Raw genomic sequence first — 13,251 nt, 5'->3', positions numbered from 1 at the left:
TCATTCCCGGCCCAGCCGTGGCCGCGTTGCGCGCCTTTCAGTTTTTCGTAGCGAAGGCGTCAACGATTCGTTGCGCCTGCACTACTTCTGCGTGGTGTGAAATAATCTTTTCGAGCAAGACGTCGTGCACGTTGATATCCGGGTCGGCACAGCAGTCACTTGCGACGATCAACCGATAGTCAAGGTCGAACGCTTGGCGAACCGTCGATAGCACGACACCTGCCGTCGTGATACCTGTGAGCACGAGTGTCTCGATGCCCTTTGCGCGCAACAGCATCCCCAAGTCCGTTCCAGTGAATGCCCCGATGCGCTGCTTGATGACGACGGGCTCACTTTCCAACGGCGCGACATCGCGATGGATGGCCGTGGTTGCCTGGTCGCGCAGAAACAGACCGTTGTCCTTGACGAAGGAGAACATGCGGTTCCTCAGGCTAACTTCAGGATGACCCGACCTGAATGCCACGATGACGTATATGACAGGCATCTGGGCCGCACGAGCGGCGGCAAGCAGCTTCGCCGTTTGACCGAGTACCGTGGCGCGCCGCTCCTCGGCGACATAGTTTTCCAGCAGGATTTCCTGGTAATCCATAACCAGTAGCGCCGATTTTGCCGGTTCGAGGTGAAGTTGTTCGGGCATGGAGATACTCCATCAAAGACCAGGGGAGCGAATACTTGAGCGTACCGGTGCACGCCCTCTCATCCGCCAGTTGAAGAATGTAGCGACGAGCAATAAACCGCTCGTGACAAAGAACACTGCGCGCATGCCTGCGTGACCACCGACGAATCCTCCCACCAACGGCCCCACAACTTGTCCGGCGAACTGGAAGGACAACGAATATCCCATCACGGTGCCAACAAGCCGATCCGGAACATTGTGGCGAATAACGGCAGTGATGCAGGGCAACAGCCCGCCTAGTGCAAGACCCATCAAGAATCGAAGGATGATGAGCTGCCAGCTCGCCGTAACAAGTGCTTGCGGGATGAGCAAGGCCGCTGCCACGGCGAGCGCTGTAAGTATCACGGTGGAATGGCCGATTCGGTCCGCAAGCCTCCCAAGCCGAGAAGCCGACAGCACGCTTCCCAGCGCCGCTGCCGACATGACGAAACCGGCAGTAAGGGTCACCTTGGCCGGATCGCTTACGAGGCTTTTTACATACACCGTGATGATCGGTTCGATCGACATGTTGGAGACCATCAGGATCAGTCCCGTCAACAACATGGTGACGACAGCGCCCTTATTCGGAACCTTGCTCCATGTTGCGGTTTCGCGTCGCTTATCGGATCGATTAGGTGCTTCGCGGACCCAATGGGCCGTCGCAAGAAACGACAGCAAAATCAGCAGTCCCGCACACCAAAACGTCGCCCGTATGCCAATCATCGGCGGCAAGATCCCGCCAACGAGCGGCCCAACAAGGTTCCCCGCCATGACGCCCGAAGCCAGCACGCCAAGTGCCCAGCCCGATCGGGCTCGGGGTGTTTGCAGGGCGACGAGTATTGTCGCCCCCGAGGAATACCCGCCTGCGAGACCAACGAGCAAACGCAGGCCGACCAGCTGCCAGATATTTGTAGCAGCGCCCATCAGCGAAACTATGATTGCCATGCCAAGGCTCGCGCGGAGCAGCATCGACTTACGACCATAGCGATCCCCCAGATGGCCCCACAGTGGCGCGGTAAGTCCGGCTGTAACGAACGTCGCCCCGTATGCAATGCCCGACCACTGAACGATGGCCGCGTGCCCGCGGATTCCCAGCTCCTCCACGTAGAGCGGAAGAAAGGGCAACATCAGAGTCATCGCCAATACGGTCGTGAAGGAGCCAAATAGACAGACGCCCAGGTTGCGTCGCCAGTACAAGGGGTCTTCCGTAGACATATCAACTCGCCATCCCGATTTGGGATACCAAAATGGTATACAATAACAGTCACCGACGTATGGCGTCAATCGGACGTCGACTGGAATCTATCGACCATACTTATGACGCAAGCTCAACATGTGGAAGCGCAACTGCGGGAAATGATCCTCAACATGGAGATCGGGCCCGGAGAACGATTGACGGAACGCTGGGCGGAAGCCCAATTTGGGGCGTCACGGACGCCAGTTCGGGCTGCGCTATTGCGCCTGGAAGCGGAAGGTCTGATTTGCCGGGAAGGTCGCGGCTGGATGGTGACGCCGCTGGACATCAAGGAAATCGAGCAGCTCTTCGTCTATCGCGAAGTGTTGGAAGTAGCGGCCGTGCGTATCGCCGCCCAGCAGGTCGATCTCAATGCTTTAAGCGCATTGGAGGCCTCGTTGGAAGCCATAGCCCCGGACACCGCGATAAGGGACGCACACCAACTCGGCACTGAGTTCCACATTCGACTTGGCGATCTCTCGTCAAACGAATTTATTTCCCGTGGAATCGCAGACGCCATGAACCGCCTCTCTCGAGCTCGCTGGCTGGATACTGCCCCGGGACATGCGGCCTGGGATGAACATCGAGCGGTTATAGCAGCATTGCGCAAAGGTGATTCAGAAGAGGCTGTCGCACTTATACGCGAGCATATTCGTGGTAGCCGTGACCGACTTATGAACGCCTTGACCGAGGGTCGCCGAAGCTTGAGGGCCCGCGGAATAATCGTCGATGTAAGTTGAACTGGCATGATCCCGTACCCCGGCACTTTGCCGCCTCGTAGGTCACTGCGGGCAATCGACAGTCAAGTGCTGTGAACGGCTGTGAGAAACCGACACTAAACGGCGGCGTCGATCAGAGATACGGAATGGTCCTGCTCTGCTGAGCGGCTTGGTAATGGTTTGCGCGAAGAGCGGGAGGCGGTACCGGGTGCGTCGGAAGGAGCCCGTAGGGCGAGTGCAGACGCACCCGGCGCGGCTCGTTTTAGGAGGAGGTGACGCTGAAGTCTGGATGCGGTAGAAGAAGGCTTACCGCCGAAGAAACAGGCCCGACACCGGCTCAAACCGCCAAGTTCACTCCGATGTCGAGCCCCACACGCGCACGGGGCACGGGTGCCGGTCCAGTATGGCACGGCCCACCAGTCCCGTCGATACCGTTTCGGCATTGACGGGGATTGCTGATGCCGGCCACAGGCCGCCTGTTTGTGTGCGCCCGCTGCCGGGCGCAGGTCATCGTTTGCCGCCGTTGCGACCGCGGCCAGATCTACTGCGACGGCGACTGCTCTGAGGTCGCACGTCAGGCCAGCATGCGCGTGGCCGGCCAACGCTATCAGCGCAGTCGTCACGGCCGCCTTGCGCACGCCGAACGGATGCGCCGCTATCGCAACCGCCAGAATAAAGTGACGCATCAGGGTTCCGCTGTGCCTGCCGCCGATGCTCTACTGGCACCGACTTCGACGACGTCGGCGGCAAGAGCGGCGGTACCCGTCACCGCCCTACCTGTGCCTGAGCATTGCCACTTCTGCCACTGCGTCTGTCCGGGCTTCGTACGCCTCGGGCCACTGCGCCGTCGGGTCTTCCGTGATGTTCGTACTGCTACTCACTGCACAGGAAGTGACCCATGACCATCGGAGTTGAACTCGAGGCGCAGATCCTGCGCTACTACCACGTCGAGAAGTGGCGCTGCGGCACCATCGCGCGCCAGTTACACGTACACCGCGGCACCGTCCAGCGCGTGCTGGCGCAGGCTGGACTACCCCGGATCGGCGGGATGCTTCGACCTTCGCAGATCGACGCCTACCTTCCGTTCATCCATGAGACGCTGAAGAAGTTTCCGTCGCTCACGGCCAGCCGACTGTATGCGATGGTCACCGAGCGCGGCTACCGGGGCAACATTCATCACTTCCGGCACCAGGTCGCGCTTCACCGTCCGCGTCCCCTACCTGAGGCTTATCTGCGCCTGCGCACGCTGCCCGGAGAACAGGGGCAGGTCGACTGGGCGCACTTCGACCACCTCCAGATCGGCCGCGCGCGCCGGCCACTGATGGCCTTCGTCATGGTGCTGTCGTGGTCGCGGCAGATCTATCTGCGCTTCTTCCTCGATGCCCGCATGGACAGCTTCCTGGCGGGGCATGCGGGTGCCTTCGCGGCATGGTCCGGGTTGCCGAAGGTCCTCCTGTACGACAATCTTAAAAGCGCTGTGGTTGAACGTCAGGGTGATGCGATCCGCTTTAACCCGACGTTGCTCGCGTTCGCCGCGCATCATCGTTACGAACCCCGTCCTGTGGCGGTGGCGAGGGGGAACGAGAAGGGGCGCGTCGAGAGGGCAATCCGGTTTGTACGCGAGAACTTCTTTGCCGCGCGCAAGTTCGCTGACCTCGACGACCTGAATGCCCAGGCCGAACTCTGGTGCGCAGGTCCCGCGGCCGATCGGCCTTGCCGGGAAGAGCCCACGATCAGTGTGCGCGAGGCCTTCGCCCGCGAACAGCCCAGCCTGCTTGCGTTGCCGGCAAATCCGTACCCGTGTGAACTGCAACTGGCCGTGAAGGTCGGCAAACAGCCGTATGTGCGTTTCGATCTGAACGACTACACGATCCCGCATACCCACGTGCGGCGCACACTCACGGTACGGGCCGATCCCCGGCAGGTACGCATTCTCGACGGCGCCGATCTGCTCGCTACGCATGTGCGCAGCTACGATCGCGGCGCGCAGATCGAGATTGCCGCGCACATCGACGCCCTCGTTGCACGCAAACGCGAAGCCCGTCACCATCGCGGCCTCGATCATCTCGCCCGAGCAGCGCCGGCCAGTCACGCACTCATGCTGCGCGCCGCTGAACGCGGCGCCAATCTGGGCAACATCACCGCCCACCTGCTGCGGCTGCTCGACCGTTATGGCGCGGCCGAACTGCAGGCAGCGATCGAGGAAACGCTCGCCAGCGATGCCGCGCCTCACCAGAATCCGGTGCGTCTGGCGCTGGAGCGTCGGCGCGAGGCGCGCCAGGCGCCTCCACCGGTGGCCGTCAGTCTGCCCGAACACGTGCGCAGCAAGGACGCGCTGGTGACCCCTCACCGGCTCGACATCTACGACCAGATAACGGGAGGTGCTGATGAGCTCGCTTGAGAACCTGCAGGAGCGCGCGAACGCCTTGCGCCTGTATGGATTGCTGGCACACTGGCCGGATCTCACTGACGCCGGCTGGGTTGCGCCGCTGCTGCAGTGGGAAGAAGACGAGCGTGCCCGCCGTTCGCTCGAGCGACGCATCCGGGATGCCCATCTGGGCAACTTCAAACCGCTGTGCGACTTCGACTGGGCCTGGCCCACGCGTTGCGACCGGGCCGCCGTTGAAGAACTGATGTCGCTCGAATTCGTCAGGGATACCGCCAACGTTGTACTGATCGGCCCGAATGGCGTGGGCAAGTCGACCCTGGCGCTGAACCTGGCATACCAGGCGCTCGTCAACGGGCACACCGCGCTGTTCACAACCGCTGGCCAGATGCTCGGTGAGCTCGCCGCGCTTGACAGTGACTCAGCGTTACGCCGGCGTCTGCACCGCTACGCAACGCCTGACGTGCTCGTAATTGACGAGGTCGGATACCTGTCCTACTCGAACCGCCACGCCGACCTGCTGTTCGAACTGATCAGCCGCAGGTATGGCGCAGCGAGCACCGTCGTCACGACAAACCGGCCGTTCGCAGAATGGTCGGAGGTGTTTCCGAACGCCGCCTGCGTCGTCTCGCTGGTTGACCGGCTGGTACATCGCGCCGAAGTCGTCGCGATCGAAGGCGAGTCCTACCGGGTGAAGGAGGCACGTGAACGGGCCGAGCAGCGCACAAGGAAACGCAGCGCGGCACGCATGGAGAAGAAGAAACCATGAAGCGCCTTCACCTGCCTTCGGGCATCACTCACGGGCTCGACTTCCTGATCCCGGACAACTGGTCTGCCGATCAGGCGCTGGCCGTCGTCGAACTCATCGACGATCTACGCGCGCGTATCGCCGCGCACTACCAGATTCCGCTCAACGAACTGCTGCACGAACAGCGCGCGCCTCCCGACAATCCTCACCCTCGCGACCTCGACGATCCATTCTGACGGCCATCACCCGACAACAGCGGGCAATAACCGCCCCCTGTTGTTGACGCTTTTACTCAACCTTGCGCCGCCATCTAGTAGCGCTTCTACGCCGCCGCTAACAAGTGCATTCGTTCAGAATTGACGCTGAACGCTAGCACGCTCAATAAGCCTGCTAGCCTAGCTGTTTCGCACTGTCAAAACCGGCTCGCCATTCTTCGCGCCCACACAAGGAACGGAAATCACATTATGGAACCAGAGCACGAGTTCGGTCGTATCGTGTCCGGGTATCGAGTCACGCCCGAAATCTTAGGGCCATTCAACCTGTGCACGCGTCCAATGTATCCAGAAGCACTTTCGCCTCCCGCAGGTCGCGCGTGTCGAAGCCTTCCGTGAAGCAGCCGACCACCTCGGACAGCGCTTGCCTTGCCTCTGCGTTCTTCCCCTGCCGTTGCAATAGCCGCGCCAGGTCCGACGCTGCCCGCAATTCGAGCGATCGGGCACCCTGCCGGCGTGCGTGTGCGATCGCTCTGTGAAAACAGTCTAGGGCTTCGTCATCGCTGGCAGGTGCAGGGCCGTCCTTGCAGGCCCCGCCAGCCAGATAGATGCCCGTGAGACGGAACAACTCGGCCTCGTAGCAATGCTCGCCGGATTTCTCGACGATCGCCATCGCCTCTTCGAGCGTATCGCGGGCGGCCCTCTTGTCACCCGCGCGCCAGTAGCTGTCGGCGAGCAACGCGAGAAAATAAGGTCGCTGGTCTTCGCCGCCCGCCACCCGCTGCGCGTCGAGGCCCCGCCGCATCTGCGCGATGCCGTCCTGAATGCTTCCTTGTTCGCTCGTCGCCCAGCCTCGCAGCAGCATCCCCCACGCGAGCCAGTACGGCAATCCGTGCTCGGTCGATACGGCAATGACCGCTTCCGCACGCTCACCGGCCAGCACCGGCTCCCTCCGCAGTTGATGTAAGTGAGCTGCGTAGGTCAGACCGAACGCCAGAGATGGCCCGTAAGAAAGACTCTGCGCGAGCGCGAGTGCTTCAACGCTGCGCTTGAGCGCTTGTTCCGGATACCCCTGAAACCACAATGTCAACACGAGGAAATTGAGCGCACGAATGCCGGGATCCACCCCGTGTGCGAAGACGTGCGCCTGATGCTGCTCCGGATCATAGGTCGCAATCGCCTGCTCGAGGTGTGTGCGAGCCGCACCGAAATCACCCTGCAGAAAAAAGCACGAGCCCAGTGCTCCATATGCCTCGGTGAGCAAGCCTGGATCATTCGCATCCCGGGCCGTCCCAAGCATCTGGTTGCCTAGATCAATCGCGATGGCATACTCGCCGCGTACCACATGGTGCATCCGCAATCCCAACTGCGTCGCGAAGCGTTGCGATGCCTCGCCGGTGCGCTCGCACAATTCGAGTGCGCGCATATAGGTCTCGCCCACCTCGTTCGCGCCATACCCGCGCACATCCATCAGCACCGGCCCGAGGGAAAGCAGCAGTGTCAGTTCCCAATGCGCGCGCACCGGTGTGTCCGGCAAGCCCTTCAACAACGCCAGCGCCGCGTCGAGATGATTCATCGCATCGTGATGGGCAGCGTGGCGCAACGCCTGCTGAGCCGCCCGATGCAGGTATTCGACCGCCTTGAGGATGTTGCCGCTCTGACTGTAGTGGTGCGCGAGTTCGCTGCAGTAATCGGCGATGCGTGTCGGGAACAGCACCTCGATCGCCTGCGCGGTACGCTCGTGCAGCGTGGTACGCCGCTCCGTGAGCAGCGAGCGCCCCGCCACCTCCTGGGTCAGCGCGTGCTTGAACGAGTAATTGACCTCCGGAAAGGCGGGGCACTCGTAGATGAACTCCGCCGCTTCCAGATGCGCGAGCAGGCGCCGCAGTTCGTCGTCCCGCGCCGGCGCCTCGCCGCAAATTCGCCGGATCAGGCTGAACGGAAACTCGTGGCCGATCACCGCGAGTGCCTGCAGCAGTTCCTTTTCGTCGATCGGAAGCCGGTCGATCCGGGCGGCGAGCACGCCCTGCACGGTGGTCGGAATGTGCAGCGTCGCCGGCGTCTCCACGATGCGATAGCGCCCGGCCTCGCCGAGCAGCGACCGCTCCTCGGCGAGCGTCTGGACCACTTCCTCCATGAAGAACGGGTTGCCCTCCGTCTTCTCCAGGATGAGCTGCTTCAGCGGCACGAGCGTGCGATCCTCGCCGAGCAGCGCCGCGAGCAGACCTTGCGCATCGGCGCGGCCAAGCGGCTCGAGCCGCAGTGTGCTCCAATGCGCCGCGCGAGCCCACGCGGGCTGATACTCGGGCCGGTAGTTCACCAGCAGCAGGATGCGCGCGTCCGGCACGTGCTCGATCAGGTAGGTGAGGAAGGCTTCCGTTTCACGGTCCAGCCATTGCAGATCCTCGAACAGCAAATGGACCGGCTGATTCTGGCTCTCTCGCGCGAGAAGCTGCCTGATCGCGTCGAAGGTCCGCTCGCGCCGGATCTGCGGATCCATCTCGACGAGTACCGGCCCGCCTTCGCCAATGCCGAGCAGATAGAGGACGTACGGCACGAGGTCCTCGAAACTGCGTTCGAGCGTGAGCACCTTGCCGATGACCTTCTCCCGGCAGCGCCGCTCGTCGTCCTGTGTCGTGATCTGAAAATAATTCTTCAGGAGTTCAATGAGCGGCAAATTGGAATACGCCTTGCCGTGCGATACGGAAAACGTCTCCAGCACCAGCGCGCCACGCCGCGAACGCTCCTTGAACTCGTGGAACAGGCGGGACTTGCCGACGCCGGCCTCGCCCACCACGCCGACCACGCGCCCCTGTCCGGCCCTTACGGTCTCCAGGGCCCGGTTCAGGTGTTCCATTTCCGTTTCGCGGCCGACGAAGCGCGCGAGACCGCGGTGCGCCGCCCGTTGCAGGCGCGTGCGCAACGCACCGAGGCCAAGCACCTCGTACACGCACAGCGGCGCGGGAATACCCTTGAGCTGCGTCGCCCCCAGCGCCTTGAACTCGAAATAGCCTTCGGCCAGCTTGTGGGTGGACTCGCTGACGAGAATCGACGTCGGTGCGGCGATGCCCTCGATCCGCGACGCGATGTGGATCGTATGCCCGAGCGGATCGTACTCGGTGTGCAGGTCGTCGGTGCGGATCGAACGAACGACGACCTCGCCGGTGTGAACGCCGACGCGAATCTGCAGAGGAATGCCTTCCTGCAGACGAATGCGATCGCCGTGCTGCCGCATCGCCTGCTGCATGCGCAATGCCGCGAAGAGCGCACGCTGCGCATGGTCTTCGTGGGCGATCGGTGCACCGAACAGCGCGAGGATGCCATCGCCGAGCGATTTGGCGACGTACCCTTCGTAGTAGTGAACCGCTTCCATCATCAGCTCGACCACGGGCACGATCAAGCGATGCGCGACTTCGGGATCGAGATCGTGGATCAACGCGGTCGACCCGGCCATGTCGGCAAACAGCGCGGTAACGGTCTTGCGTTCGCCGGCGGGCTCGCCGCGTGCTTCCATGGCCGCGTGTTCGGCACGGATCCGCTCGGCGAGATGATCGGGCGTGTAGTGAACGGGGGGCGGTGACGGCGCCGGCCCCGACGGTCGAGACAATGGCGGCTCAGCGGCAGGCGCGGCCAGCGACGCGCCGCAATGGCTGCAGAAGCGGGCCGCAGGCTCTGCCTCATGCCCGCAATGCGGACACGTGTGGGACAGCACGGCCTGACATTCCTGGCAGGACCTCGCCCCGGGAGGATTCTCGGATCCGCAGATTGTGCAGCGCATAAAACCCTCTTCCAGCCAAGGGTCAACCTCAAAACATTATGCGCCACTCCCTGCAGGTATTCAGGCCCGCACACGTGACGACGCATGCCGATGAGCGTGCGAATGACTCAACGGTGAAAGGTCACTTTCCCCGTGCGCCTCCCGCTGTTAGTGCATTTGGCAGCACGAGGAGCAGATAGCGCCAAACCAACTGTCCCGAAAGATTCTGTCGCAGTAACGAGATTGCGTAGAATCGGTCGACCGTAACGCATGACGATGCATGATGGCCAAGACGAAGACGCCACGCAACACGCTATCTAATAGCACTCCTATCGACTGACCTACGCCAAAACCTACGCCGGATCACATCGTCAGTTTTTGGAACCTTGTGTCGCGTTTCCACAACAGACGACCGACGGTCGGAAGTATCGCTGCACGAGGGGCAAGCAGTCACGAAGCAAGTGTGCTCGCGCCGCCCAATACCCACTCGATTGTCAACCTGCGGGTTAGAGCCTTGAAGGGCGGTGTTTCCGCGTAGTCATGCAGCGTCGATACCGTCAGCGATACCGGAAATTCCATTCGGCAGTTGTCAACTCTGAGAAGACTGTATCGGAAAATCAACCTGCACTTCGCTTGAAAGATCGCGGACCCCGAGCACGCAAGGACGGTTCCATCCCCTTTTCGGCGAACTCAGAGCGCATGCCCAGCGTCCCCAAATGGATCTGGACCCTGCGGCAGCTATCGAGACGATCTTTGATCACCACCCCAGGTCGTTTCTGTCCGAGTCTCTGAACAGGCATTTGATCGCCAATCTCAGGGATCAGATTTCGCCGGAGCAAGCACTTGAACAAGCGTTGGAAAACACGGCAAGTGAATGGATTGGCACCACCAAGAATCGGCTCGACGAATACTGCATTCGCGCCCGCGATCTTGGAGATATGAAGCGTGAGGATTATCGCAAGGGCCTTGAGCGAATGGAAGCGATGGGAGAAACATCCTGATTTCTGTCGCAGGCGGTGCAGGCAGCCAACTCCAACCATCGCTCGCAGAGACCCGCCAGGTGAGACTCCCCCGATCGCAGACGACCCCGTACCCACGATCCTACCCATATTTGCCCCGGCAGCGATGCCACCGCATTGCAAGCCGCGGCAGCCGAGCTCAAGGCGCAGTTGCGATCGCTGCACGGCATTGACAACGTCACGTCGAGCGCCGCGCTGCAGCGTCCGGAAGTGCAGTTCCGGCCAGACCCAGCCAAGGCCGCGTCACTGGGCGTGACCGCCGAGGCCGTGGCGGATGCCATTCGCATCGGCACCTATGGCGACTATTCGAACTCGCTGCCCAAGCTGAACCTACCCGAGCGACAGATAGCATTGCGGGCGCGCATCGATCCGGCACTGCGGCAGGATCTGGATGCCATCGGACAATTGCGCGTCGCAGGTACCCATGGCAGCGTGACGGTGGATTCGGTGGGGACGCTTTCGATCGGCAGCGGGCCATCGCAGATCGATCGGCTGGACCGCAATCGCAACGTCACGCTGACGGTCGAGCTGAACGGGCGCACGCTCGGCGAAGTCAACCAGGAGGCGCAGCAGTTGCCGGCACTTGCGCATTTGCCGGCCGGCGTGCGTCAAGTCCAGCAGGGCGAAGTGCAGAACATGGGCGAACTGTTCCAGAGCTTCGGTTTGGCCATGGCCATCGGCATCTTCTGCGTGTACGCGGTGCTCGTGCTGCTGTTCCACGATTTCCTGCAGCCGGCCACCATCCTGTGCGCGCTGCCGCTGTCGCTGGGTGGCGCGTTGCTGTCGCTGCTGATTACCCGCATGAGCTTTTCCATGCCGGCGCTGATCGGGTTGTTGATGCTGATGGGCATCGTGACGAAGAATTCGATCCTGCTGGTCGAGTACGCGATCGTGGTGCGGCGCGAACATGGCATGAACCGGTTGGCGGCGTTGATGGACGCCTGCCACAAGCGGGCACGCCCGATCGTGATGACGACCATCGCGATGGGGGCCGGCATGCTCCCCAACGCGCTCGGGCTGGGCGCGGAACCGAGTTTCCGTCAGCCGATGGCCTTCGTCGTGATCGGCGGCCTGCTGGCTTCCACGCTGTTGAGCCTGCTCGTCATTCCGGTCGTGTTCACCTATGTGGACGATCTCGAGCACTGGCTGCGCGGCCTCTTCAGGCGCCCGGCTGCAGTGGATGACGCTGACTTGCCGCCAACACTTGACCTGGACGCCGGCTGACGATCCCGCGGCGGACGCTTCCGGACTCATCGTCGGCCGATCTGTACCGACACCGAACTCGGATCGGCCGCCGTCGCCTCAATCTGTCAGAACGAGTGGCGAATTCCAACGTCCGCTGCAAACTGCGAACCTGACACACCGAATGGTGCACCATTGACGGCTAGGCCCGTATTCATATGCCCGTGATTGGACGTATAAGCAAACTGCGCATATAGCGACGTCCTCTTCGACAGAAAATAGTCGGTACCGACCGATCCGAGAATCGAATGGTTGTGAGAATCGTTCCCGTCTCGGGAATACCAGACGCCGCCATCCACGAGAAGCGCTGGCGTCACCGAGTACGAAAAACCGCCAGAGATCACTTGGCTATCAATGGCTCCCTGAACCTTGTAAAGGGTATAGGCGGTCGTGACGGTAAGCTTGCCGAAGCGGTAACTCGCACCGATGTTGCGTCCGGCGAATGCAGCGGTACTGAGGACCGGCGTGGACGCAGCCGTACCGCCAGCATTACCGCCATACATCGCGGCGCTGACGACAAGATTGCCCATGTGATAGGTCAGGCTACCGGAATACTGCCGCCCCGCCTGAAAGTTCCCTGCGGTACCGCCGAGCGCCATCATCGCGCGCCCCTGAAAACCAGCGAACTCCGGCGAGGTATACATGATCGAGTTCGCATTGAAAATACCGGTGACGACGACATTATCAACGTATACGACCAGCCCGCTCCCGAACAGCTTGAGGCCGCGAGCGTCCGTGTCGAAGATCGACAGCAGGAAGGGGGAATACTGCAAGCCGGCGGAAACAGTGCCGAAGCCCCCGGTCAAGCCAACCCATGCTTGCCGACCGAAGAAATTTCCGTTCGAGTCTATGTATCCGCCGTTGGCAACGTTGACTCCACTTTCCAGAGCGAAGATTGCTGCGAGCCCACCACCAAGATCCTCGTTACCTCGAATACCGAAACTCGAAGAAACTTCTCCGGCGGACTGCAGCGAGAACTGCCGCCCAAGTGTTCTGCCGGTCGCAGGATCCAGGGTTTTGCTTGCATAGAAGACCGATGCGTCAACGATTCCGTAGAACGTTACACTCCCTTGAGCATTTGCACATGGCGCAGCGGCAAGAATGGCGAACCAGCCCGCCGCCGTACGACATGAGAGTCGAATCAAAATCATCCAAATTTTCGCCATGACGCGTCTCCAATATATATTTGATTGATGAAAATCACCATTCGGTCGATTTTAAAAATGACGATCCCATCACGCAGTCACGCGCGACATTTAGACCATCACCTTTACCGATC

Annotated in this window: 9 protein-coding genes and 1 pseudogene; 6 read left to right on the top strand and 4 right to left on the bottom strand. The window is 61.5% G+C overall.

Features of this window, described 5'->3' with window-relative positions; genetic code table 11:
• Window positions 1-37: 37 nt before the first annotated feature.
• Together DIE22_RS18390 and DIE22_RS18385 are read right to left on the bottom strand one after the other, a co-directional pair.
• Entirely contained in the window at window positions 38-637 is a 600-nt protein-coding gene (locus DIE22_RS18390; RefSeq protein WP_124605752.1) for a cysteine hydrolase family protein, read from the bottom strand.
• Between the two features lie 12 nt (window positions 638-649).
• Complete coding sequence (locus tag DIE22_RS18385) at window positions 650-1,870, bottom strand: MFS transporter (protein ID WP_124605751.1); 1,221 nt, start codon at window positions 1,868-1,870, stop codon at window positions 650-652.
• A gap of 102 nt (window positions 1,871-1,972) precedes the next feature.
• Here DIE22_RS18385 and DIE22_RS18380 point away from each other — a divergent pair, with 102 nt between their 5' ends.
• The 4 genes from DIE22_RS18380 (at window position 1,973) to DIE22_RS18365 (ending at window position 5,978) form a co-directional block, all read left to right on the top strand.
• On the top strand, window positions 1,973-2,629 hold the full coding sequence (locus DIE22_RS18380; protein WP_124605750.1) for a GntR family transcriptional regulator: 657 nt from the start codon (window positions 1,973-1,975) through the stop codon (window positions 2,627-2,629).
• Between the two features lie 877 nt (window positions 2,630-3,506).
• Window positions 3,507-5,009, top strand: a complete 1,503-nt coding sequence (istA, locus tag DIE22_RS18375; RefSeq protein ID WP_124605749.1) for an IS21 family transposase — start codon at window positions 3,507-3,509, stop codon at window positions 5,007-5,009.
• The gene (istB, locus tag DIE22_RS18370) at window positions 4,996-5,763 is read left to right on the top strand and encodes an IS21-like element helper ATPase IstB (protein WP_124605748.1); all 768 of its coding nucleotides are present in this window, start codon (window positions 4,996-4,998) and stop codon (window positions 5,761-5,763) included. The genes istA and istB overlap by 14 nt, the downstream gene beginning before the upstream one ends.
• Window positions 5,760-5,978 carry a hypothetical protein gene (locus DIE22_RS18365; RefSeq protein WP_124605747.1) on the top strand — a complete coding sequence of 73 codons (219 nt, stop codon included), beginning with the start codon at window positions 5,760-5,762 and terminating at the stop codon, window positions 5,976-5,978. The genes istB and DIE22_RS18365 overlap by 4 nt, the downstream gene beginning before the upstream one ends.
• Before the next feature lie 298 nt (window positions 5,979-6,276).
• On the opposite strand, the gene DIE22_RS18360 is transcribed toward DIE22_RS18365, so the two are convergent.
• Window positions 6,277-9,732 carry an adenylate/guanylate cyclase domain-containing protein gene (locus DIE22_RS18360; RefSeq protein ID WP_124605746.1) on the bottom strand — a complete coding sequence of 1,152 codons (3,456 nt, stop codon included), beginning with the start codon at window positions 9,730-9,732 and terminating at the stop codon, window positions 6,277-6,279.
• A gap of 695 nt (window positions 9,733-10,427) precedes the next feature.
• On the opposite strand from DIE22_RS18360, the gene DIE22_RS18355 reads away from it, so the two are divergent.
• On the top strand, window positions 10,428-10,712 hold the full coding sequence (locus DIE22_RS18355) for a hypothetical protein (RefSeq protein ID WP_185640643.1): 285 nt from the start codon (window positions 10,428-10,430) through the stop codon (window positions 10,710-10,712).
• Window positions 10,713-10,829: 117 nt separating this feature from the next.
• A pseudogene (locus DIE22_RS18350) lies at window positions 10,830-11,954 on the top strand (efflux RND transporter permease subunit); the annotation flags it as partial.
• A gap of 86 nt (window positions 11,955-12,040) precedes the next feature.
• Here DIE22_RS18350 and DIE22_RS18345 read toward each other — a convergent pair.
• On the bottom strand, window positions 12,041-13,138 hold the full coding sequence (locus DIE22_RS18345) for a porin (protein ID WP_260426710.1): 1,098 nt from the start codon (window positions 13,136-13,138) through the stop codon (window positions 12,041-12,043).
• Window positions 13,139-13,251: the final 113 nt, after the last annotated feature.

The sequence above is a fragment of the Burkholderia sp. Bp9142 genome, from assembly GCF_003853415.1.
GTDB lineage: Bacteria > Pseudomonadota > Gammaproteobacteria > Burkholderiales > Burkholderiaceae > Burkholderia.
This window is presented reverse-complemented; position numbering and strand designations above follow the sequence as displayed.